This window comes from Croceibacterium soli, assembly GCF_009828065.1.
Classification (GTDB): domain Bacteria; phylum Pseudomonadota; class Alphaproteobacteria; order Sphingomonadales; family Sphingomonadaceae; genus Croceibacterium_B; species Croceibacterium_B soli.
The window spans coordinates 496975-519844 of sequence record NZ_WTYK01000001.1; the positions used below are offsets into that span (position 1 = coordinate 496975).

The window sequence follows — 22870 nt, forward strand, 5'->3', positions numbered from 1 at the left end:
TCATTTCTGCCCTTGCGTGGCGAGCCGCGTCAGATCGGCTCGCCGGCGGCCCGGGCACGCTCCTCCACCGAAGCTTCGTCGCGGTTCACCCGCCACAGGACCACCGCGATGCACACCAGCAGCAGCGGCACGACCACGTTGATGGAGATGATCGCAGCACCGAGATCGCCGCCGTTGCGGTCCGACACGATGCCCACGAAGTAGGGCCCCATGCCCAGGCCGAGCAAGGTCATGATGATCGTGTAGGTGGCGAACGTGATCCCCCGCATCCGCGGCAGCACCAGCTCCAGCAGCTGCGCGTAAAGCGGCGGCAGCCAGAGCGTCAGGATCAGGCTGTAGGCGATGAAGCGCAGGTAGAAGCTGCCCGGGCTCTCCGCGCTGTAGGTCCAGATGCCGAACAGCGGCGAGATGCCGAGCGCGAAGAGGATCAGCCAGACCCGGCCGCGCGCACCCAGCTTGGTGGTTAGCCAGTCGGTCAGCGGGCCGGCGACCATCGGCCCGACGATGCCGAGCGCGGCCGCGAGGAGGCCGAACTGAAGGCCGGTCTCGGCCATCGAGAGGCCGTACTCGCGCACCAGGAAGGAAGGGGTGAAGCCCATCACGCCGTAGTTGATCGCGGTCTGCAGGCCGCCGACCACCATCAGCAGCAGCAGCGAGGGCGAGAGCACGACCTTGTAGGTCGGCAGGTCGGTCAGCTTGAAGGACTGGAACAGGTTGAACACCACGAACAGTCCGAAGCCGACCACGAACCACTGCAGCACGTGCGGATCGAGCGTCCCGCCGAGCACCTCCAGCGGGGGGCGGGGGGAGAAGGCCTGGGTCAGCGCGATCATGCCCCAGCAGAACGCCAGGATCAGGCCGAGCGCGACGAGATTGGCCGTCCACTGGCGCGCCCCGGCCTTGCGGTGCCACAGCATGAACCAGTTCGTGCCCGGCGTGACCGCGCCGAGAACCGCCGCGCTGGCGCGGAACGGATGCTCCTCCACCTGGGCCGCGGCGACTTTGTCGAACGCGCCCCGGCGCGGTTCGCGCATGCGGTAGATCAGCCAGGCGAGCGGGAAGCCGGGCGTCGCGGCGACGAGGAAGGCGAACTGCCAGCCGGAGAAGCCCAGCGGCGCGCCGCCGGCGGCATAGCGGGTGTCCCACCACTGCGCCACGACGCCGCCCAGCGTCATCGACAGGCCGAGGCCAAGCGCCACAGCAATGCCCATCGCGGCCATTGCCGTGCCGCGCCGTTCGCGCGGGAATTCGTCGAAGATGATCGAGTTCGCCGCCGGCTGCGTCGCCCCTTCGCCGATGCCGACGCCGAGCCGGGCGATCGCCAGCAGGGTGAAACCGGATGCGAAGGCGGAAAGGCCGGCGAAGAACGACCACGCCGCCAGGCAGATGCCGAGCAGCTTGGTCCGCACCCAGCCATCGACCAGGCGCCCCAATGGCAGCGAGAACAGGGCGTAGAACAGGGCGAAGACCGTGCCGTAAAGCAGGCCGATCTCGGCATCGCCGATCCCCAGGTCGGCGGAGATGCTGGGCGCCAGGATCGACAGGATCTGCCGGTCGAGCAGGCTCAGCGCCTGCGCGCAGGAGACCAGGAACAGCGCGTACCACCCCGCGCGGCTGACCGTGGTCCGCGGTATGGTCGGTTCGTCTGCGGCTGCCGTTGCCATGCTCAATCTCTCCCTCTCGAAATCCTCCCCGTCCGGCTTGCCGGATGGGGAGGGGGACCGCGACACCGGAGGTGTCGTGGTGGAGGGGTCCGGTGCGCCATACCCCTCCGACCGTCGCCTTCGGCGCCGGCCACCTCCCCATCCTTGCCGTGCAAGGACGGGGAGGATTTGGTTACGCGTTCAACGCCTTGGCGATCGTCTCGCCGATCGGCGTGGTCTTCCGTCCGGTCAGGCGACTCAGCGTCCGTCCGCGTTCATCGAGCGCGCCGAGAGCGACGCTGGCGTTTGAGTTGGCGACGATCCGCGCGACGTATTCCGGCAGGCCGATCGCCTCGAGCGACTTGGCGTATTCCTCCTCGCTCATGTCCTGGTACGTCACCTCGCGGCCCGCCTGGCGCGAGACTTCGGCGGCGAACTCTTCCATCGACCAGCTCTCGTCGCCGGCCAGCTCGTAGATCTCGCCGCCCTTGCCGTTCACCAGCACTTCGGCCGCGCCGGCCGCGTAGTCGGCGCGGGCGGCGGAGGACACGCGGCCCTGCCCGGCGGCGCCGGTGATCACCCCGGCTTCGACTTGCGCCTTCAGGCTGCCGACGTAGTTCTCGTTGTACCAGCCGTTGCGAACCAGGTCGTAGGCCAGGCCGCTCTCGGCCAGTGTCTCCTCGGTGGCGCGATGCTCCCCGCCCAGCTTGATCGGAGTGACGTCGGCCTTGAGGATCGAGGTGTAGGCCATGTAGCCCACGCCGGCCTTCTTCGCCGCATCGACCACGTTCTTGTGCTGGCGCGGCCGCTCGCCAAGCGTGTTGCCGGAGATCAGCAGCAGGCGGTCGACGCCCGCAAGGGCGCTCTCAAGGCTCGCGGGATCGTCATAGTCGCCCTGGCGCACTGCAATGCCCTTGTCCGCGTAGTCGGACAGCTTGGCCGGGTCGCGAACGATCGCCACGACGTCGTTGGCCTCCACCTTCTGCAGCAGCTCCTCCAGCACGAACTTGCCGAGCTGCCCCGAGGCGCCGGTAACCGCGTAAGTCGTCATAGTCCCTGTCCCTCGATTACAGCTTGAACCAGCGCTCGGCATTGGTCTGGAAGAACTTCTTCTTCTGCTCCGGCGTGATGTCGAGCTCGTCCATCGTCCGCACTTCGTCGGGCAGGTACTGGTAGGGATAGTCCATCGCGTACATCACGCGGTCCTCGCCCATGACCTCGATCATGGTCTTGATCGCCGGGCCGAACGGCAGGCCGCTGTTGGTGGCGAGCACGTTGGTGCGGAAGTAGTGGAACAGGTCGTGCTGCAGCGGCTTCAGCCGCTCGTAGCGCTGGCTGCGGATGCCGGCCTTGTGCATGTAGTCGAGCCGGTAGAGCATGTACGGAAGCCCTTCGCAGCCGTGGCCGAGCATGAGCTGCAGGTTCGGATAGCGGTCGAACACACCGGTCGTGAGCAGGCGCATCGCGTGGTAGCTCGTCTCGACCGCGAAGCCGAACACCGCGCCGTCCAGCCCCGCACCGGCCATATCGCCGATCATGCTGTCGGGCAGGCCCTGCGGGTGGATGTAGAGCGGCAGGTCGAGATCGGCGCAGGCGCGCAGGATCGGGTCGAACTGCTCCTCGTCGAGATAGTGGCCGTGGGTATGGCTGTTGATCTGCACGCCGTGGAAGCCGAGCTCCTCCTTCGCGCGGCGCAGCTCCTGCGCCGACCATTCGGGATCGATCGGGGCGACGGCGGCCATGCCGTAGAACCGGTCCGGGTGCGCCTCGCAGCGCTCCTTGAGGAAGTCGTTGGCATTGCGGGCGATGCGCTTGGCTTCCTCGGCATCGAACATCGACTGGGTGCCGGGGCTGGTCAGCGCCAGCACGGCCTTGTCGATCCCGGCATCGTCCATCGCCTGGAGACGAAGCTCGCCGACGTCGAGCAGACGCTCGCGGATGAAGTTCGTGCGCTCCGTCTGGGCCGTGCCGTAGAAGCCCCACAGGCTGACGGTGCCCTTGTCGGCACGGCCTTCCTTGACCAGGCGCAGGATCGCGTCGAGCTGCTCCTGGGTGGCGAAGGCTTCTTCGGTGGCGATGCGCAGGTAGCCGCGGTCACCGCCGGTTTTCAGTTCGTGTGTCATCTCTCAATTCTCCCCGGCACGGGGAGGGGGACCGCCGCCGCAGGCGGTGGTGGAGGGGGCCCTCCGCCAGCGCTGCGCTTGGGGGCGGGCCCCCTCCACCATGCCACTTCGTGTCATGGTCCCCCTCCCCGTTCCGGGGAGGAGCTTGGAAATCACCCTTCGTGCACCGCCTTCGTCACCATGCAGGCGAGCACGCCTTCGGGCCCGTCCTCGCTGCCGTGGCCGGACCACTTGACCCCGCCGAACGGGGCGTCGGCGCCGCCGATCATGTGGCTGTTGATGCCGACCATCCCGGTCTCGATCGCGTCGGCCAGGCGGCGCTGGCGCTTCACGTCGCTGGTCCAGGCATAGCCGGCCAGGCCGTAAGGCACGCGGTTGGCCTCGGCGATCATCTCGTCCTCGCCGCGATAGGGGTTGATCAGGGCGACCGGGCCGAACGGTTCTTCGCTCATGATGTCGGCGTCCAGCGGGATCTCGCTGAGCACCGTCGGCTCGAAGAAGAAGCCCTGGTTGCCGATCCGGTTGCCGCCGGTGTGGAGCTTGGCGCCCTTGTCGCGCGCGTTGCCGATCAGGCGCTCCATCGCTTCGGGTCGGCGGGCGTTGGCCATCGGGCCCATCTGGATGCCGTCGTGCAGGCCATCGCCGACCTTCACCGTCTTCGCCCGTTCGGCGAAGCCGTCGCGGAACTTCTCGAATACGTTTTCCTGGACGATGAAGCGGGTCGGACTGACGCAGACCTGGCCGCAGTTGCGGTATTTGCCGGCCACCGCGACATCGAGCACCTGGTCCACGTCGGCGTCGTCGAACACCAGCACGGGGCCGTGGCCGCCCAGCTCCATCGTGGTGCGCAGCATGTTGTCGGCGGCCAGCTTCATCAGGTGCTTGCCGACCGTCGTGCTGCCGGTGAAGCTGAGCTTGCGGATCACCGGGCTTGCCAGCAGGTGGCGGCTGACCTCGTCGGGGACCCCGAACACGGCTTGCGCGACCTGCTTCGGCAGGCCGGCGTCGAGCAGGCACTGCAGCACGCCCAGGGCGCTCGCCGGGGTCTCCTCGGCGGACTTGAGGATCACGGAACAGCCCGCGGCGATCGGCGCGGCGAGCTTGCGCCCGGGATTGCCGAGCGGGAAGTTCCACGGGGCGAATGCGGCCACCGGGCCGACCGGCTCGTGCCGAACGGTGGAGCGCGTGCCCACCGGGCGGACCAGCTCACGGCCGTAGAGGCGGAAGACCTCGCCGGCGTAGAAGTTGAACAGGCCGACGTTCATCATCACTTCGATGCGGCTTTCGGCCAGCGGCTTGCCTTCCTCCATCGTGGCGATGCGGGCGAGATCCTCCTGCCGCTCCAGCATCAGCCGCGCCGCGCCTTGCAGCACCGCCGCGCGCTCCTGCGGGGTGGACTTGCGCCAGATGCGGAAACCCTCCGCCGCCACTTCCAGAGCGCGGTCGAGATCGGCCGTCTCGGCCAGCGGCAGGGAGCCGATCGGCTCCCCTGTAACCGGATTGATCACATCGAAGGTCCGCCGGCCGCCGCCGGAGACTCTCTCGCCGTCGATGATCATGTGAAGGGAGGGATATTGGGTCATTCGTCTCTCACTCTCAGCCGAGGTTACGCACCAAACCCGGGATCCGTTTGCCCTGGGCTCGTCGGGGGCCGTTCTTCATTCGGGGTACTGCGCTACAAGAAAGGGCCGGGCTGCGACATGCTCGGCCCGAACGGCACATACAGCGCCAGCAGGTATCAGCCCGTTACCGCGGCCTTGCGGCGCTCGTCCATCCGGTCGAGCTTGAAACCAAGCGCGGCGAGCTTGTCCTGCGGCATCGAGATTCTCCCAATTAGTATGTCTTGCTGACGATTTGGTAGAAATGTCCCGGCAGTGTCAACGGCGGATCGACACCGGTCAGCGTCCGAGCGCCTCCAGCCGTTCGACTTCCTCGCGGTAGGGCTTGATCGCGCGCCACATGAAGAAAGTCGCCGCGGGCATGAATACCGCGGCCACGATCAGCAGGGCCTGCCAGATCAGTTCCGGATCGCCCACGATATAACTGCTGACCGCGCCGATGACCCAGCTGCCCATCGCGCCGAAGAAAGTGAACATGAACAGGTACAGCGCAGTGACTTGCCCGCGCATCTCGTTGGGCGCGATGCGCTGGATTGCCGCGTTCTGGGCCGGGGCGCCGGCAAGGCCGAACAGGCTGGTCAGCGCCATGAAGGCCAGCGCCAGCTCCCCGCTCGGCATCAGCGGCGCGGCGATCGCGCAAACGGTGGCGCAAGTGAAGATGATCGCCGTCGCGCGGATGTTGGCGTCCTTGTACTTTTTCGCCAGGCGGGAGACGAACAGGCCGCCCAGGGTGATGCCGAGCAGGTTGGCGGCCAGCAGCAGCGGGCCCAGCAAGTTGCCGATCTCCGCCTCGTCCCAGCCGTACGTGCGGCTGATGAAGGGCACGCGCCAGGCCGGCAGGCCCTGGCTCTCGATCGCCGACAGCGCCAGCGCCGCGAACAGCGGGTAGAACGTCGCGCCGCGCATGTTGATCGCGCGCATCGCGTCGAAGCCGGTGAAGGCCAGCAGCTTCCTGCCGAAGGAGGCGGTCGGCGGCACGAGCGGCTTCATGTCCGGCGGATTGCGGCGCGGCGGTTCCTTGACGAACAGGAACAGCACCGCGGCCAGCAGACCCGGCAGGCCGATGATGATCAGGATCCACTGCCAGTTGAAGATCGTCAGGCCCAGGAACTCGCTCGTCTCGGGCCAGGTGGCGGTCCAGGCGATCAGTTGCCCGCCGCCCCAGGTGCCGACCGCGCTGCCGAGGATGAAGCCGAGCTGCAGCAGCGCGAAGACCAGCGGGATCCGCAGCGGCCGGAAGTAATCGGCCAGCAGCGAATAGGAACCCGGCCCGTTGGCCGATCCGCCGGCCCCGACGAACAGCCGCGTGCCCACGAGTTGGCCGAAGTTCTGCGCCAGGCCGCCCAGGGCGGTGATCGTTCCGAGCACGGCGATGCCGGCCGAGAGGACGTACTTGCGCGGGAAGATGTCGACCAGGCGCGCCAGTGGGATGCCGACGAACACGAACGCCACCACGCTGGCCGGGCCGAGCACGAACCCGAGCGCGGAATCCGACAGGCCAAAGCTGGTCTTCATCCTTTCGGCCAGCATCGCGAAAACGGTGTGGTCGAAGAACGTCAGGAAAGTAGCGAAGACGATGCAGAACAGCGCGTAGAAGCCCGCCCGTTCCGAAGGCCAGGGAAGATCGGCCGTGCCGGACTGCCGATGTTCCGCCTCGGTTGCGGTATCATGACCCGTCGGTGCGATGGCCACAGTGTCCCTCCAGCGGCTACGAGCTAGGGCCCCCGTCCGCTTTGTCCCTTGCGCGGGTTTGTAAGTGGCGAATAGACAAAGGCGAAGCGAAATTTTGTCGCGAAATGTGGCGCTTTTGCCACCAGGAGAGAGATGAACATGGCCACGAATCCCGCCGGCACGGCGCCTGCCGCCCAGCCGGTATACTCGGACAGCTACGCACAGGACCGGGCGCAGATCGAGGACCTGATGGCGCGCTACCTGTTCGCGATCGATTACTTCGACTGGGATTCCTATGTCGCCACGTTCGCTCCGGATGCGGAGCTGGAATTCGCCAGGGGCACCTCCAAGGGCCGCGACGCGATCCGCACTGCGGTGGAAGGCTTCAGCAAGCGGATCGGCGAATTCTACCACACGGAAGACGGCAAGCCCGCCATGCTGCGGCACGTGATCCTGCAATCGGCGATCCGCGTGGATGGAGACCGGGCCTGGGCCCGCTCGCTGTGGGTGGAGATGGCGAACGACGGACCCGGCGATACCCTGAAGATGGGCACGTTCGGCACGTACGAGGACGAGCTGGTCAAGCTCGACGGGCAATGGCTCTTCGCCAAGCGGCGGATCCTCAACGACTTCCTGCCAGGCCGCCATTCGGGGCCGGAAAACCCCGTGCGGGTCATGGACTCGCTGGCGGCGGCAGCGCGGTGAGCGAAAGCGCGCGCAGCTACGCCCGGGACCGCGCCGAAATCCTGGATCTCATGGCGCGCTACCTTCTCGCGATGGATTACCACGACTGCGATGCCTACGCCGAATGCTTCACCGAAGACGGCGTGCTCGATTACGCGATGGGCCGGCTGGAAGGGCGGGAGGCGATCCGCGCCGAAGCACGGGTGTTCAAGGACAAAGTCGGCGAGATCTTCAAGGACTGGCAGGGCGACCCCGCCAAGCTCCGCCACACCATCGGCCAGCAAGCGATTCGGGTCGAAGGGGACCGGGCGTGGAACACCGGGTTCTGGTGGGAAATGACCAACGGCGGCCCCGAAGGCGCGCTGGCGACCCCATCGTTCGGCACGTACCAGGACGAGCTGGCGCGGGTCGGCGGGCGCTGGCTGTTCACCCTGCGCAAGATCTACAACGAGTTCCTGCCCGGCCGCGAGTCAGGATCGGTCAATCCGGTGCGCGCGATGGATGCGGCTGCGGACCGGAGCTGAAGAGAGGAACGCAATGATCGATTTCGCGGGCCGCACGGCTTTCGTCACCGGCGGCGCCAATGGCGTGGGCTTGGGCATCGTCCGCAACCTACTGGAGGCGGGAGCCAAAGTAGCGATCGCCGACATTCGCGCCGAATCCATCGACAAAGCGCTTGAACGTCTCGACAACCGCGAGGTCATGGGCGTGCAGCTCGATGTCACATCGCGGGACGGGTTCAAGGCGGCGGCGGACCGGGTCGAGGCCGAGTTCGGGCCCGTCAGCCTGCTGTTCAACAACGCCGGGATCAACCTCTTCCAGACCATCGAGGACAGCTCCTACGACGATTGGGACTGGGTACTCGGGGTGAATTTGTTCGGCGTTATCAACGGCGTGCAGACTTTCGCGCCGCGCCTGAAGGCGCGGGCGCTGTCGGGCGAAGTGCAGGGCGGGCGCATCTGCAACACCGCCAGCATGGCCAGTTTCATCGCCGGTGGCGCGCCGGGGATCTACAACACCGCCAAGTTCGCCGTGCGCGGGCTGTCGTACTCACTGCGCCATTCGATGTATCAATACGGCGTCGGCGTATCGGTCGTGCATCCGGGCCTGGTGAAGAGCCACATCTACGCCAGCGACGAGGTTCGGCCGGACGCGCTCAAGGGCGCGATGAAGCCGGTCGATCCCGCAGCGGTCGAGCGTCTCTCGGGCATCCACGAGTTTGGCATGGAGCCGGACGTCATCGGCGCGCGGATCCTCGAAGGCGTGCGGGAAAACCGCGCCAACATCTTCACCCATCCGGACCACGAGGACGAACTGCGCGAACTGTTCGACGAGACCCTGGCCGATTACCGCGACTACCCGCAGGATCCCGGCTACGAGCAGCGCATCGCGTTCGAGAAGATGCGGCGCGACGGCTTTGCGGAAACGCGCCGCAAGGCGAGCGAGATCGAATGACGGCTGCGGTTCAGCTTCCCGGCGCTAAGGCGGCGGGATGAACATCCGCCTTCCGCTCCTCGCCGCGCTCGGGGCGCTCACGCCGCTCTCCGCCGCCGCGCAGGATGCGCCGCCGCCCGCGCTCACGCTCGAACAGCGGACCATGATCCACTGTTCCGCGGCTTTCGCCCTGGTTGCCAACCGCCAGCAGGGCGGCGAGCAGGAGGCGCTGGCGTTTCCCGCCGTCGGGGAGCGCGGGCGCGAGTACTTCGTCCGCGCGATGGCTTCGCTGATGGACTCGGCCGGGCTCGACCGCGCCGCGGTCGCAGCGCTGCTCGATGCCGAGGCGCGCAACCTCGCCGACAGCAAGGCGCTCTATAAGGCCATGCCGGGCTGCCTGCTCGCGCTGGACGCATCGGGCCTTTGATGCAGCTGAAAATCGCGCGTTAAGCCCTTCATCCACAAGGCGGCGCTGGACGCATCGCGCGCCTTGCGGCAATGCGGGAAGCCATGTGGCAACTGCATTGTTTCCCCCTGTGCCCGTTCAGCCGCAAGGTCCGTCTCGCTCTCGCCGAGAAGGGAATCCAGTTCGAGCTGCAGCGTGAAAATCCCTGGGAAGGGACCGACGCGTTCTATGCGCTCAATCCCGCCGGCCGCACGCCCGTGTTGCGGGAGCCGGACAAGCGGATCACCCTGATCGACAGCCAAGCGATCTGCGAATACCTGGAGGAAACGGTCGACAAGTCGCCGCTGATCCTCGGCACGGCGGCCGGGCGGGCGGAGATCCGCCGGCTGGTGGCGCTGTTCGACGAGCAGTTCTTCGACGAAGTCACTCATCCAATGCTCAACGAGCGGATGAAGAAGCGGCTCGTGCTGCGAAGCCCGCCGGATTCCAAGACGCTGCGCGAGGCGATGCGCCTGGCGCACGAGCACCTCGACTATATCGACTGGCTGATCGACAACCGCCGCTGGCTGGCGGGCGCGCAGATGAGCCTGGCGGATTTCGCCGCCGCGGCGCAGATCTCGGTGGCCGACTATCTCGGCGGGATCGACTGGTCGGGCCACGAAGAGGCGCACGCCTGGTATCGCGTGATGAAAAGCCGCCCGAGCTTCCGCCCGCTGCTGAACGAGAAGATGGAAGGGATCCCCGTTCCTGCCGGGTACGCCGATCCGAACAGTTGATCGAGGCTCGCAGGGGCGCGGACGCGTGAAGGTTGCCCATGCGCCTGCACATCCCATATTCGAGCGAAGGAGAGCTCTCATGCCCGATAAGATCGAACTCACCGATGCCGAATGGCGCGAACGGCTGACGCCGGAACAGTACGCGATCCTGCGGCAGAAGGGCACCGAACGGGCCTTCACCGGGGAGTACGAGAAGAACAAGGCGCCGGGCGAGTACGTCTGCGCCGGGTGCGGACAGCCGCTGTTCGAAAGCGACGACAAGTACGATTCCGGCTCCGGCTGGCCGAGCTTCACCCGCCCGGCCGAGGATGGTGCGGTCGAGGAGCACCGCGACATGTCGCACGGAATGGTGCGGACCGAAGTGGTCTGCGCGCGCTGCGAAGGGCACCTGGGCCACGTTTTCCCGGACGGACCCGGGCCGGAAGGGCTGCGCTATTGCGTCAACAGCGCGGCGCTTGCGTTCAAGCCGCAGGATGATTGAAACGAAAACCCGGCAGGGCGTTAACGCAGCGTTCCGGTTGCTCTATGCACGGCGGCGCTGACTAACGGGCGACGGGACGCGCCCATTCACGACTGACGGGATCAGATGGCGACTAAGCGGGGCACGGGCTCCAACAACCGGAACAGCCAGAAGCGGCGGCAAACCAAGCCGGCGGGCCCGACGGGCTTTCGCCTGTGGCTGCGGCGACTGCTGGTATGGGGCAGCGGCCTGGCGGTGCTCGGGGCGTTCGCGCTGGCTTGCGCGGTGTTCTTCGCCGCGCGCTCGATGCCCGGCTATTCGGCGCTGATGAGCAGCCAGCAGGGCCAGATGATCATCGTCCGCGCCCGCGACGGCAGCGAGATCGTCAGCCTCGGGCCGAGCTACGGCGAATGGCTTTACTCGGATGATATCCCGCAAGTGATGAAGGACGCGATGATCTCGGTTGAGGATCGCCGCTACTACTCCCACTTCGGGATCGACGCGATCGGCCTGGCGCGCGCCATCTATGTCTGGGCGACCGGCGACGAGCGGCTCGGTGCAACCTCCACGATCACCCAGCAGCTCGCCCGCAACATCTTCTTGAACTCCAACCGGACCGTCGACCGCAAGCTGCGCGAGGCGGTGCTGGCGCTGGCGCTGGAGGCGAAGTTCTCCAAGGAGCAGATCCTCGAGCTCTACCTCAACAAAGTCTACTTCGGCGGCGGGGCCTACGGCATCGATTCCGCCAGCCGCAAGTTCTTCAGCCATCCGGCGACCGAGCTGTCGACGGCCGAGGCGGCGATCATCGCCGGGCTGGTCAAGGCGCCGAGCCACTATTCGCCCACGGCCGACGTCGATGCGGCAGTCTCCCGCGCCAACGTCGTGATCGAGCAGATGCGCAAATACGGCGCGCTCGATCCGGGGGAGGCAGCCGCGGTCGACGTGTCGGCGGTCAAGCTCAAGCCGGAGGAAGGGCAGAACTCGATCCGCTACTTCACCGACTGGGCGCTTCCCCAGCTCGACGTGCTGCTGCCCTACGACAGCTCCGAACCGATCGAAGTCTGGACCACGATCGACCTGAGCATGCAGCGCGCCGCCACTGCGGCGGTCACAGCCAATGCCCCCGCCGGCACGCAAGGCGCGCTGGTCAGCATGGACCGCGACGGAGGGATCCTCGCCCTGGTCGGTGGGACCGACTATGTGAAATCGAACTACAACCGCGCGACCGAGGCCGTCCGCCAGCCCGGCTCGGCGTGGAAGCTGTTCGTGTACCTGGCCGCACTCGAAGCCGGCTATACGCCCGACGACCGCGTGGTCGACGTGCCGGTGACGATCGATGGGTGGAGCCCGCGCAACTCGAACGGCCGGAACGTCGGCGAAATCGACGTCCGCACGGCCTTCGCCTATTCGATCAACACCGTCGCCGCTCAGCTCGGCAACGAAGTGGGCTTCGGCACGGTCGCTTCGATGGCGCGGCGCTTCGGCATCACGACGCCGATTTCGACATATCCTTCCATGGTGCTGGGCAGTTCCGAAACCCGGCTGCTCGACATGACCCGGGCTTTCGCGGCGGTCTCGGCCGGGGGGCGCTCGATCGAGCCTTATGGCATTCTTAAGGTGGCGACGACCTCCGGGGAAGTGCTCTACGAGCACGAGGCGGCGCGCAGCACGCAGCTCGTGCCGGACTATGTCGCCGCGGGGATGACCGACCTGCTGCAGACGGCGGTCAACACCGGCACCGGCCGGGCGGCGCAGATCGGCCGGCCGGTCGCCGGCAAAACGGGCACCACCAGCTCCAACAAGGACGGCTGGTTCCTCGGCTTCTCCAGCGGCATCACCACCGGCGTGTGGATGGGGCGTGACGACGCCAGGGCCGTGCCCGGCCTGCAGGGCGGCACCGCGCCCGCGCGGGCCTTCGCCGCCTATATGCGGCATGCGGTGAAGGATCGGCCGGTGGAGCAGTTCGACACCGATCTGCAGTTGCCGGAGTGGCAGCTGGAGCCCGACGACGAGGTCCTGTTCGGCGATCCGGAAGAGTATTACTTCATGGACGAAGAGGGCAACCTGGTCCCGCCGCCGGGACCGGACGAGCGCCGTGGCATGCCGTTCCCGCCGGACGAGGGCGTGCTGCCGCAGCGTCGGCCGGAACCGGGCGACCTGCCGGCGGCGGCCGGACCGCCGGCCGCGAGCGACGATTTCCTCGAACGCGCTACAGGTGGGGCGGTATCGCCCGAGCCGGGCGCGCGCCGTCGGGGAGCTCCGGGTGCTGCTCCGCCGCAAGGTGGCTTTCAACCGTAAGCGTAGTCGGGAAGAAGAGGGGCGGCCCGTACGGGACCGCCCCTTCGAATTGGTATCCTCAGCGCAGCCGGACCGCGATGGACAAAGGCGGTCCGCCGCGGGCCTGAACCCGCAGCAGAACCGCCGGCCGGCCGGCAGCCTTGGCGGTGCGGATGACGTTCTCCAGCTCTTGCGGCGAGCTGATCGCGGCGCCGTTGGCGGAGAGGATCACAGTACCCCGCTGCAGGCCCTTCTGGGCCGCGTCGGCATTGGGATCGACGTCGGTCACCACCACGCCGCGAGTGCTTTCGCCCAGGCCTAGCTGGCGCGCGATCTGCGGCGTCAGCGGAATGGCGCGAACGCCCAGCGACTGTTCGAGCATGCCCGATCCGGTGTTGCCTTGCGGCATCGGCTGGTCCTGCTCGGCGTTGGGATCGAAGAACTGCTGCTGCAGTTGATCCTCGCTCGGCCGCCGCCCGACGGTGGCGTTCAGAGTGACGCGCTGGCCGTCGCGCAGGACCAGGAGCGGGACGCGCGTTCCGGGCGCGATGTTGGCCACGATGAAGGACAGCGTCTGGTCGCGGGTGACGTCCTTGCCGTCGACCTGCAGCACGACGTCGCCTGCCCGGAGGCCGGCCTTGTCGGCCGCTTCGCCCGGCTCGACCGCCTGGACGAACTCGCCGCGGTTTTCCGGGATGCCCAGCGCCGCCGCAAGGTCCTCGGTCATCTGCTGGATGCGCACGCCCAGATAGCCGCGCTGGATCTCCTCGCCTGCGATCAGTTTCTTGACGATCGGCTCGGCGATCTCGGCGGGGATGGCGAAGCCGATGCCCACGCTGCCGCCGGTCGGCGAGAAGATCGCGTTGTTGATGCCGATCACGTTCCCTTCCATGTCGAACAGCGGGCCGCCCGAGTTGCCCCGGTTGATGCTCGCGTCGGTCTGGATGTAGCGGTCGTACGCCCCGCCCATGCCGGTGCTGCGCACCACTGCCGAGACGATGCCGGCGGTGACGGTGCCGCCCAGGCCGAACGGGTTGCCGATGGCGATCACCCAGTCGCCCACGCGGGCTTCCGCGGAATCGCCGAAGTGGACGAAGGGGAAGGCTTCGCGGCGCGAGATCTTCAGCACCGCAAGGTCGGAAGCGGCGTCGGTGCCGACGAGTTCGGCAGGATATTCGGTGCCGTCGGGCGTCGTGACGGTGATTTCCTCGACTCTCCCGCGACCGTCGGCGGTGACGACGTGGTTGTTGGTCACCACGTATCCGTCGGCCGAGATGATGAAGCCCGAACCAAGCGACTGCGCTTCGCGCGTCGCCGGCTGCCCGCCGCCGAACAGGTCGGCGAACGGGGTGCCCGCGAAGGGATTGGTGTTCACCTGGATTCGCTGGCGGGTGGAGATGTTGACGACCGCCGGCTGCAGCTGCGCAGTCAGTTCGGCGAAGCTGCCGGGGGCGCCGGGACGCGGCGCCACGCGGGCGATTTCGCTGTCGTCGTTCTGTGCGACCTGGGCGCCCGCGGGATTGCCGGTGACGAGCGACACGGTGGCTCCGCCCAGCAACAGGGCCGAGGTGATAGCGTAAGAGTAGCGCACTGGCTTCACGTCCTCTTTATCCTCTCTTGTGGGGTGCCTGGGCGCCCCTGGGGAAACTTCCCGCGATTCAGCTTCTGCCGGCTGAACCCGAGTTTAATGCCGTCAGCGCCCGCGGAACTGGCGCAAGTACTCGTTGTCCGGCGACAGGATGATCGAGCTTTCGGCATCGCCGTTCTCGAACGTCCGCCGGTAGCTCTCCATCGCCCGGTAGAAGTCGTAGAATTCCGGGTCCTTGCCATAAGCCGTGGCATAGATGCGGGCGGCTTCGGCATCCGCCTCTGCGCGGATGACCTGCGCATCGCGCTGGCCGCCGGCGCGAATGGCCGCCGCTTCCTGCTCGCGGTCGGTCTGCATGCGGCGGTAGGCGGCCTCGAGCGGAGTGCCGTCGGGCAGGTCGGCGCGCTTGATGCGAACGTCGATGACCTGGGCGCCGTACTGGCGCGCCTGCTGGTCGAGCGCGTCGCGGATGTTGGACATCGCCGTGCCGCGCTCGGCGGTCAGCAGGCTGGCGAAGCTGCGCCGGCCGAGTTCCTGCCGCAGCACCGAGTTGAGGATCGGCGTAAGCTGGCTGCGCAGGTTGTCCTCCGTGCCGGCGTTGCGCACCATTGCGACCGGATCGATGATCCGGAAGCGGGCATAGGCATCGACCTGCAGCCGCTGCTGGTCGTTGGAGAGCACCTGCTGGCGCTCCATGTCGAGGTCTAGAACACGCCGGTCGACATGCTGCACCCGCTCGAAGAACGGGATGCGCAGGGCCAGCCCGGCGCCCGTCTCGCCATAAGGCACGTTCGGCCGGAACTGGTTGATCACCCGCACCGGCTCACCCGTGCGCACGACCACGCCCTGCTGCGTTTCCGGCACGACGACCATGCTCGACAGCAGGGCCACGAGCAGCGCGGCGGCGACGATGAGCGGCAGCTTGTGCCGTTCCCACACGTTGTTCATGTTATTGGCCCCCCACAGGCGGCTGCGCAGGCTGCTGCGCACGGCGGCGCACTTCGGGGAGCGGCAAGTACGGCGTCACGTTGCCCGTCTCCACGACGGTCTTGTCGGTCTTGCTCAACACGCTTTCCATGGTCTCGTAGTAGAGCCGCCGGCGGGTCACTTCCGGCGCCAAAGCGTACTCGGCGTAGATCTTGTCGAACGAGGCGGCATCGCCCTGCGCGCGGGCGAGGATCTGCTGGCGGTAGGCCTCTGCCCGGTTCAGCTCGGCATCGGCATCCTGCTGCGCGGCCGAAACGTCCTTGAACGCTTCCACCACGCGCGAAGGCGGGTCGGTCCGGTCGATCTCGACGCCCTGCACGGCGATGCCGGCCCGGTAGGTGTCGAGGATCTGCTGCATGCGGGTGCGCACGCGTTCCTCGATCGCGGCGCGGCCGGCGCCGGAGAGGACCTGGTCGAGCTCGTGCTCGGCCACGGACGAGCGCATCGCCGCCTCAGCGACTTCGCGAATCGTCTCGTCGGGCTCGGCGAGTTGGAAGCGGTACTGCTTCAGGTCCTTGATGTTCCAGCGGACGAGGTAGCTGAGATCGACCAGGTTCTGGTCGCCGGTGAGGATCAGCTTCTCCTCGGTGCCGCCGGGGATGTTCTCCGAACGGATCGAGGTCACGTCGGTCACGGCGACCTGCTCGATCGGCCAGGGCAGCGAGTAATTCAGGCCCGGGGTCATCGTGCGGGAGTACTTCCCGAGCACGGTGACGATGCCCTGTTCCTTGGGCCCGACCTGGTGGATCATCGAGAAGCCCAGCCAGACCACCGCAATGGCGCCGATCGCCAGCGGGAACCAGCTCTTGCCGCCGGGGCGCTGCGGGAAACGGAAATTCGGCCCACCGGGCCCGCCGCCGCGGCGCGGGCCTTCCGGACCGCGCTGGCGGAAGATGTCTTCGATCTTGGCGGAACGCCGCGGCGGCTCGTCGCCGCCACTGCCGCCGCCGCCGCCGGGCAGCCAGGGATTGCGCGGACCTTTCGGCGGATCCTCGGAAGAAGGACCGTCGCCGCCGCCGCTCTCACCGCCGCCATCAGGTGAAGGCTTGCCCCAGGGGCTGCGCTTGCCGGCCATTGCCAGCGTAATCTTCTGCTTGAACCCGCCCAGTCTTTCCATGCCACCCTTATAAGTACGGAGCCGGGGAAAAACAGGGGCTGGCCCAAGTTTTCGCTGCACGTGGGCGGCAGGTGCGCTAGCGGGGGCCCCATGAACGAGCAGGCGATCAGGGAAGCACTGCCCACCCAGGCGGTCGGGCGGGTAAAATCGGTAACGCTGAAGGACAAGGCGGCGACGCTGGTGGTCGACGCCACCGGGCTTTCGCGACGCGACGCGGAAGCACTCGAAGCGGCGATCCGCGAGCGGGTGGAGCGGGTCGAAGGCGTGGAGACGGCGCGGGTGGCGCTGATGGCCGACAAGGTCACGCGGCGCATCATCGCGGTCGGGTCGGGCAAGGGCGGCGTCGGCAAATCGACGCTGACCGCCAACCTGGCGGTGGCGCTGGCGCGGATGGGCCGCAAGGTCGGGGTGGTCGATGCCGATATCTACGGCCCTTCGCAGCCGATGCTGCTTAACGCCTCGAGCATGAAGCCGCAGGCACGCGAGAAGACGCTGATCCCGGTGGAGAGCGAGTTCGGCGTCAAGCTGCTCAGCATGGGCCAGCTGATCGAGCCGGGAAAGGCGATCGCCTGGCGCGGGCCGATGGTCGGCAGTGCGCTGGGGCAGATGATCGAAGCGGACTGGGGCGATACCGAGATCCTGCTGGCCGACCTCCCGCCCGGCACCGGCGACGTGCAGCTGACGATGCTGCAGAAGTTCCGCCCCGCGGGCGCGGTGATCGTCACCACCCCGCAGGACCTGGCGCTGATCGACGCCACCCGCGCGATCGACCTGTTCCGCCAGGCGCAAGTGCCGATCGTCGGACTGGTCGAGAACATGGCCGGCTACGTGTGCCCCCACTGCGGGGAGATCTCCGACCCGTTCGGTTCCGGCGGGGCCGAAGCGGCGGCGCGGGCGCTGGGCGAGGATTTCCTCGGCCGCATACCGCTGGCGATGGCCATCCGGATCGACAGCGACATTGGGCAGCCGCCGGCGGCCAATAACCAGCCGCACGGACAGGCGTTCACCACGGTGGCCGAAGGGCTTTCCGCCTGGCTGGACCGCGAGGGCGGCTGACGCATGCGCTTCTCCCGCCGGGGGCTGCTTGTCGGCGGCGCGGCCGGGGGCGGGCTGCTGGTCGCATGGGCGCTATTCCCGCGCAGATACCGGCCGCCGCTGCCGGTGGGGCAGGGGGAGGCGGCGTTCGGCGCCTGGCTGACGATCGGCGAGGATGGGGTCGTCGCCGTCGCCGTGCCGCAGCTCGAGATGGGGCAGGGCGTCACCACACTCCTGCCACAGATCGTCGCGACGGAACTGGGCGCGGACTGGCGCCAGGTCGCTGCCGTCCCCGCGCCGGTGAGCGGCGCTTATGCCAATTACCCGCTGGCCGCCCGCTGGTCGCCGCTCTGGCGTCCACCCATCCCCGCGCTCGCGGACGAGCCGGACGACCTCCTGCTGCGCCGATGGGCCGAGGACGAAGCGTTCACCGCGACCGCCGAAGGCACGACGCTCGCCGCTTACGAGCTGCCCTGCCGCGAGGCTGCCGCGGCTGCCCGGGCGATGCTGTGCATGGCCGCGGCGGAGCGCTGGGGCGTGGAGTGGGAGGCGTGCGAGACCAGCGAGGGTTTCGTCAGGCACGACGGCAAGGCCCTGAGCTTCGGTGCGTTGGCGCGCGAGGCGGCCGAGCACGATCCGCCCGATCCGCCGCCACTGCGCCCCCAGCCGCCGGCCGAGAAGGCGGCGGACTTCCCGGCCGAGGACGCCCTGCAGACGGCGTTCCCGCGGCTTGACCTGCCCTCCAAGGTGGATGGCAGCTACCTGTTCGCCGGCGACGTTCGCCTGCCGAACATGGCCTACGCAGCGATCCGCCACGGCCCGATCGACCGGGCGGAGCTGTCGAGCTTCGATGCGCCCGCGGCTGCCGGGCAGCAGGGCCTGATCGCAGTGGTCAAGGGCAAGCGTTGGCTCGCCGCTGTGGCGGAGAACTGGTGGGCGGCCGAGCAGGCGGTCACTGCGATGGCCCCGCGCTTCCGCCTGGCCAATCCGCTGAGCAGCGCGCGCATCGCCGAGGCACTCGACGACGGTGTCCGCCGCGGCGAGCCGCAGCGGGTTGCGGAGCGGGGAGAGGGCGATTCCGCCATGGCGAAGCCGGATCTGGCGCTGCGCTACGATGTCGCCCCGGCGGTGCACGGAACGATCGAAACCGCAAGTTGCACCGCGCGGCTGGAGAACGGCCGACTGGAACTGTGGCTCGCCAGCCAGGCGCCGGAGGCGGCGCGGCGCGCGGCGGCGAAGGCGCTCGGGCTCTCGCTCTCCGACGTGGTGCTCTATCCCATGCCGGCCGGCGGCAGCTTCGACCGGCGGCTGGAGCACGAGCACGCGATCGAGGCCGCGCTGATCGCCCGCGAGGCGGGGAGGCCGGTGCAACTGGTCTGGTCACGCTGGCAGGAGCAACTGATGGTGCGCCCGCGCCCGCCGGTCGCCGCCGTGCTGTCCGCGCGCCTGGGGGAGGGCGGTTATATCGACACCTTCCGCGCCCGGCTCGCCATGCCGCCTTCGACCCTGGAGTTCGGGCGGCGGCTGTTCGACAACGACACCACCTGGGCTGCGATCGACGGTGCGGAAGGCGAGGCCGACCCGATGGCGCTCGAAGGGCTGATGCCGCCTTATGCCATTCCCAACGTGGCGGTCGATCACGTGCCGGTGCGGATCGGCCTGCTGACCGGCCGGATGCGCGGCAATGCTCACGGCTATACCGCCTTCATGGTCGAAAGCTTCATCGACGAGGTGGCGCATCGCAACGGCCAGGAGCCGCTCGCCTTCCGCATGGCGATGCTCGGGCAGGACGTGCGCCTGGCCCAATGCCTGCAGCGCGCCGCCCGGCTCGGCGCCTGGGGCGGGGGCGGCGACGCCAGCGGGCAGGGCATCGCCTGCCACAGGATGGGAGACGCCGAGACGGGCGGGCGGATCGCTCTCGTCGCCACCGCCGCCACGGGCGAAGGTGGGGTGCGGGTGAGCAGGCTTGCCGCCGCGGTCGATATCGGCCGGGTGGTCAACCGCGATATCGCCCTGCAGCAGATCGAGGGCGGACTGATCTTCGGACTCGGCCTGGCCCTGGGTTCCGCCGCCGAATACGAACGCGGCCTGCCGCTGAGCGGGCGGCTCGGCGCGCTGGGGCTGCCGTCGCTGGAGGACTCGCCCGAGATCGTGATCGACCTGATCGACAGCGATGCCGAAGCCTTCGATCCCGGCGAGATCGGCGTTCCGCCGGTCGCCCCGGCCGTGGCCAATGCGCTGTTTTCCGCAACCGGGCTTCGCCTGCGCCGCCTGCCGCTGCTATCGGACGGATTATGACCTGGCAGAAACAGGATCCGCCCGCCGGCCACCCGGCGGTGAACAGCGGTGGCATCGGCGTGCTGCTGGTCAACCTGGGGACGCCCGATGCGCCCGATGCCATGTCGGTGCGGCGCTATCTAGCCGAGTTCCTGTCGGACCGGCGCGTGGTCGAGATCCCGGCGATCGCCTGGCAGCCCATCCTGCGCGGCATCGTCCTCACCACCCGGCCGAAGAAGAGCGCCCACGCCTACCGGCAAGTCTGGACCGACGCCGGATCGCCGCTCGCGGCGATCACCGCGGAGCAGGCGGTCAAGCTGCAGGAGCGGCTCGGCAGCGGGATCAAGGTCGCCCATGCGATGCGCTATGGCCGGCCGGAGATCGCCGCCGAGCTGCAGACGCTGATGGACGCGGGCTGCGAACGCATCCTGCTCGCGCCGCTCTACCCGCAGTATTGCGCGGCGACGACCGCCACGGTGGTCGACAAGGCGGCCGACGCGCTGCGGGCGATGCGCTGGCAGCCGACTTTGCGCACCCTGCCTCCCTACCACGACGACCCGGCCTACATCGCAGCCCTCGCGGAGGACCTCGGCGCGCAGCTCGATGCGCTCGAGTTCGATCCGCAAGTCCTGCTGCTGAGCTTCCACGGCATGCCGGAGCGGACCCTGCGCCTCGGCGATCCGTACCATTGCCACTGCCGCAAGACCGCGCGCTTGCTCGAAGCTGCGATGGCGCGCCCGGGCTTGCGCTTCGTGACGACGTTCCAGAGCCGCTTCGGCCGGGCCAAGTGGCTCGAACCGGCGACGGATGTGGTGCTGGCTCAGGAAGCGAGCGCGGGCACCCGCCGCCTGGCGATCGCCGCACCAGGGTTCTCCGCCGATTGCCTCGAGACGCTGGAAGAGCTGGCGATCCGCGGGCGCGAGCAGTTCCTCGAAGCGGGCGGGGAGAAGTTCGCCACCTTGTCCTGCCTCAACGCCGGCAAGGCGGGGATGGACATGCTCGAAGCGCTGGTCCGGCGCGAGCTGGCCGGGTGGACCACTCCGTCACCCTGAACGCGTTTCAGGGCCCATCTCTCCGCCCGCGCCGCCGCAGCGGCCGAAGCATGGATGCTGAACCAAGTTCAGCATGACGGGTAGAGAGGGATTCAGCCGATCCTGCCAGAGGCGCCGCCTTAGAAGTCGATCGCGATGCCGTTCTTGACCCAGTCGCCGTAGCGGGTCGGGCTCAGCTCCTCGTCCGCGTCGCCGCCGGCCTGCGGCTCGGGCGGGGGAGCGTCGCTCCAGTGCGCGGGTTTCCGGAACTCTTTCGGCCGCTGGGTTGCGCGATTGCTCATGGCGGCAAGATGGGACGGCTGGCGCCGCAATGCAATCGCGGATAGGGCGTGCTCATGCCCCCCGTTCCCCCCGGAGTACCCGCGCGCCGCGCCGCGCTCAAACTGCTCGACGCCGTGCTGCGCCGCGGCGAGACGCTCGATGGCGCCGAAGTTTCGGCCTTGAAGGGTGTCCCGGCACCCGCCGACCGGGCACTCACCCGCGCCATCGCCGGCGAAGTGCTGCGCTGGCTGGCCGATCTCGATGCGCTGATCGACAGCGCGACCAAGCAGGTCCTGCCCGAAGATGCCAAGCCGCGCATGGTGCTGCGGATGATGCTGGCGCAGTGGCTGCGGCTCGACACTCCGCCGCATGCGGTGATTGCCACCTGCCTGCCGCTGCTCGCCGGCGGACCGAAGCGCCTGTCCCACGGCGTGTTCTCGACCCTGCAGCGCAAGGGTGCCAAGCTGCCGGCGGTGCCGACGCTGCCCCCGGAAGTCGCTGCGCGCTGGGGCGAGCGGGCCGAGGCCATCGCCGCCGCCATCGCTGTCCCTCCGCCGCTCGACCTCACCTTGCGCGATCCCGCCACGACCGACGAGTGGGCAGCAAAGCTCGATGCCCAGAGCCTCGCTCCAGGCCATCTGCGCCTGCAGCGTGGCACGTCGGTCTCGGAGCTGCCGGGCTACGCGGAAGGCGCCTGGTGGGTGCAGGACTTCGCCGCAGCGCTCCCGGTGCGGCTGCTCGGCGCCGGAGAGGGCCGGCGCGCGCTCGACATGTGCGCCGCCCCCGGCGGCAAGGCGCTGCAACTGGCGGCCGCCGGCTGGCAAGTCACCGCGCTCGACAAGAGCGACAAGCGGCTCGACCGGCTGCGCGAGAACCTCGCTCGCACCGGCCTCTCCGCCAAGATCTGGATCGCGGACGCGCTCGACTGGACGCCCGCGGAGCAGTTCGACGCCATCCTGCTCGACGCGCCCTGCACAGCCACGGGCACCGCCCGTCGCCACCCTGAAGTGATCCACCGCATCGGCCCGCGCCAGATCGCCGAGATGGCCGAGATCCAGGCGCGCCTGCTCGAACGGGCGCAAGGCTGGCTCAAGCCCGGCGGCCGACTGGTCTACGCCGTGTGCTCGCTCGAGCGCGAAGAGGGCGAGGATCAGGCGGCGCGCGTGGCGCTTACGCCCGATCCGATCGCCGCCGGGGAACTGCCCGCCGGCCTGTCACCCACGCCCGAAGGCTGGCTCCGCACCGATCCCGGCATGCTGGCGGAGCACGGCGGGCTGGATGGCTTCTTCATCGCGCGCTTTCGTGCGTGACGTCATCCCGGCGAAAGCCGGGATCGCTGGCCGCCCGACGGACCTGGCACCCGATGCCTAGACCACACCCCCGTTCGCCCTGAGCCTGTCGAAGGGCGCTCTCGCCAGCGCGCGCTCCGACGAACGGAAAGCCGTCCTTCGACAAGCTCA

General features: G+C 68.5%; 20 protein-coding genes. 11 read left to right on the top strand and 9 right to left on the bottom strand.

All coding sequences use genetic code 11. From position 1 onward, the window contains the following. Positions 1–29: 29 nt before the first annotated feature. The 5 genes from GRI75_RS02365 to GRI75_RS02385 all read right to left on the bottom strand — a co-directional run bounded on the left by GRI75_RS02365 (position 30) and on the right by GRI75_RS02385 (position 7077). Entirely contained in the window at positions 30–1664 is a 1635-nt protein-coding gene (locus GRI75_RS02365; protein WP_160745317.1) for an MFS transporter, read from the bottom strand. Between the two features lie 172 nt (positions 1665–1836). Next, positions 1837–2694 carry an SDR family oxidoreductase gene (locus GRI75_RS02370; protein WP_160745318.1) on the bottom strand — a complete coding sequence of 286 codons (858 nt, stop codon included), beginning with the start codon at positions 2692–2694 and terminating at the stop codon, positions 1837–1839. Between the two features lie 16 nt (positions 2695–2710). Further along, positions 2711–3766, bottom strand: coding sequence for an amidohydrolase family protein (locus tag GRI75_RS02375; RefSeq protein ID WP_160745319.1), 1056 nt, complete (start codon positions 3764–3766; stop codon positions 2711–2713). 152 nt (positions 3767–3918) lie between these two features. Next, positions 3919–5349, bottom strand: a complete 1431-nt coding sequence (locus GRI75_RS02380) for an NAD-dependent succinate-semialdehyde dehydrogenase (protein WP_160745320.1) — start codon at positions 5347–5349, stop codon at positions 3919–3921. Between the two features lie 315 nt (positions 5350–5664). After that, on the bottom strand, positions 5665–7077 hold the full coding sequence (locus GRI75_RS02385; protein WP_328597911.1) for an MFS transporter: 1413 nt from the start codon (positions 7075–7077) through the stop codon (positions 5665–5667). Between the two features lie 138 nt (positions 7078–7215). Between GRI75_RS02385 and GRI75_RS02390 the strand changes: the two genes are divergently transcribed. The 7 genes from GRI75_RS02390 to GRI75_RS02420 all read left to right on the top strand — a co-directional run bounded on the left by GRI75_RS02390 (position 7216) and on the right by GRI75_RS02420 (position 13114). Further along, positions 7216–7761, top strand: coding sequence for a nuclear transport factor 2 family protein (locus tag GRI75_RS02390; protein WP_160745321.1), 546 nt, complete (start codon positions 7216–7218; stop codon positions 7759–7761). Next, entirely contained in the window at positions 7758–8264 is a 507-nt protein-coding gene (locus GRI75_RS02395; protein ID WP_160745322.1) for a nuclear transport factor 2 family protein, read from the top strand. Before GRI75_RS02390 ends, GRI75_RS02395 begins: the two co-directional genes overlap by 4 nt. Positions 8265–8277: 13 nt before the next feature. Next, on the top strand, positions 8278–9195 hold the full coding sequence (locus tag GRI75_RS02400; protein ID WP_160745323.1) for an SDR family oxidoreductase: 918 nt from the start codon (positions 8278–8280) through the stop codon (positions 9193–9195). 37 nt (positions 9196–9232) lie between these two features. Beyond that, entirely contained in the window at positions 9233–9601 is a 369-nt protein-coding gene (locus GRI75_RS02405; protein ID WP_160745324.1) for a hypothetical protein, read from the top strand. A gap of 83 nt (positions 9602–9684) precedes the next feature. Then, entirely contained in the window at positions 9685–10356 is a 672-nt protein-coding gene (locus GRI75_RS02410; protein ID WP_160745525.1) for a glutathione S-transferase family protein, read from the top strand. 79 nt (positions 10357–10435) lie between these two features. After that, on the top strand, positions 10436–10837 hold the full coding sequence (gene msrB / locus GRI75_RS02415) for a peptide-methionine (R)-S-oxide reductase MsrB (RefSeq protein ID WP_160745325.1): 402 nt from the start codon (positions 10436–10438) through the stop codon (positions 10835–10837). Positions 10838–10942: 105 nt separating this feature from the next. After that, a complete protein-coding gene (locus tag GRI75_RS02420; protein WP_160745326.1) occupies positions 10943–13114 on the top strand; it encodes a transglycosylase domain-containing protein in 2172 nt (723 codons plus the stop codon). A 58-nt stretch (positions 13115–13172) separates the two neighbouring features. Here GRI75_RS02420 and GRI75_RS02425 read toward each other — a convergent pair whose 3' ends face one another. From GRI75_RS02425 to hflK, 3 genes are all read right to left on the bottom strand, one after another. Next, a complete protein-coding gene (locus GRI75_RS02425) occupies positions 13173–14684 on the bottom strand; it encodes a Do family serine endopeptidase (protein ID WP_328597917.1) in 1512 nt (503 codons plus the stop codon). A gap of 102 nt (positions 14685–14786) precedes the next feature. Further along, entirely contained in the window at positions 14787–15629 is an 843-nt protein-coding gene (gene hflC, locus GRI75_RS02430) for a protease modulator HflC (protein ID WP_160745327.1), read from the bottom strand. A 1-nt stretch (position 15630) separates the two neighbouring features. Then, on the bottom strand, positions 15631–16785 hold the full coding sequence (gene hflK / locus GRI75_RS02435) for a protease modulator HflK (RefSeq protein ID WP_235911124.1): 1155 nt from the start codon (positions 16783–16785) through the stop codon (positions 15631–15633). Between the two features lie 90 nt (positions 16786–16875). Between hflK and GRI75_RS02440 the strand changes: the two genes are divergently transcribed. From GRI75_RS02440 to hemH, 3 genes are read left to right on the top strand one after another with little or no spacing between them, the layout of a single operon-like run. Then, positions 16876–17841: an Mrp/NBP35 family ATP-binding protein gene (locus tag GRI75_RS02440; RefSeq protein WP_160745328.1), complete on the top strand. Its 966-nt coding sequence runs from the start codon at positions 16876–16878 to the stop codon at positions 17839–17841. Positions 17842–17844: 3 nt separating this feature from the next. Beyond that, positions 17845–20118 carry a xanthine dehydrogenase family protein molybdopterin-binding subunit gene (locus GRI75_RS02445; protein ID WP_160745329.1) on the top strand — a complete coding sequence of 758 codons (2274 nt, stop codon included), beginning with the start codon at positions 17845–17847 and terminating at the stop codon, positions 20116–20118. Continuing rightward, a complete protein-coding gene (gene hemH / locus GRI75_RS02450; RefSeq protein WP_160745330.1) occupies positions 20115–21149 on the top strand; it encodes a ferrochelatase in 1035 nt (344 codons plus the stop codon). The genes GRI75_RS02445 and hemH overlap by 4 nt, the downstream gene beginning before the upstream one ends. Before the next feature lie 119 nt (positions 21150–21268). On the opposite strand, the gene GRI75_RS02455 is transcribed toward hemH, so the two are convergent. Further along, a complete protein-coding gene (locus tag GRI75_RS02455; RefSeq protein WP_160745331.1) occupies positions 21269–21430 on the bottom strand; it encodes a DUF1674 domain-containing protein in 162 nt (53 codons plus the stop codon). A gap of 54 nt (positions 21431–21484) precedes the next feature. Here GRI75_RS02455 and GRI75_RS02460 point away from each other — a divergent pair, with 54 nt between their 5' ends. Then, on the top strand, positions 21485–22720 hold the full coding sequence (locus GRI75_RS02460; RefSeq protein WP_160745332.1) for an RsmB/NOP family class I SAM-dependent RNA methyltransferase: 1236 nt from the start codon (positions 21485–21487) through the stop codon (positions 22718–22720). Positions 22721–22870: the final 150 nt, after the last annotated feature.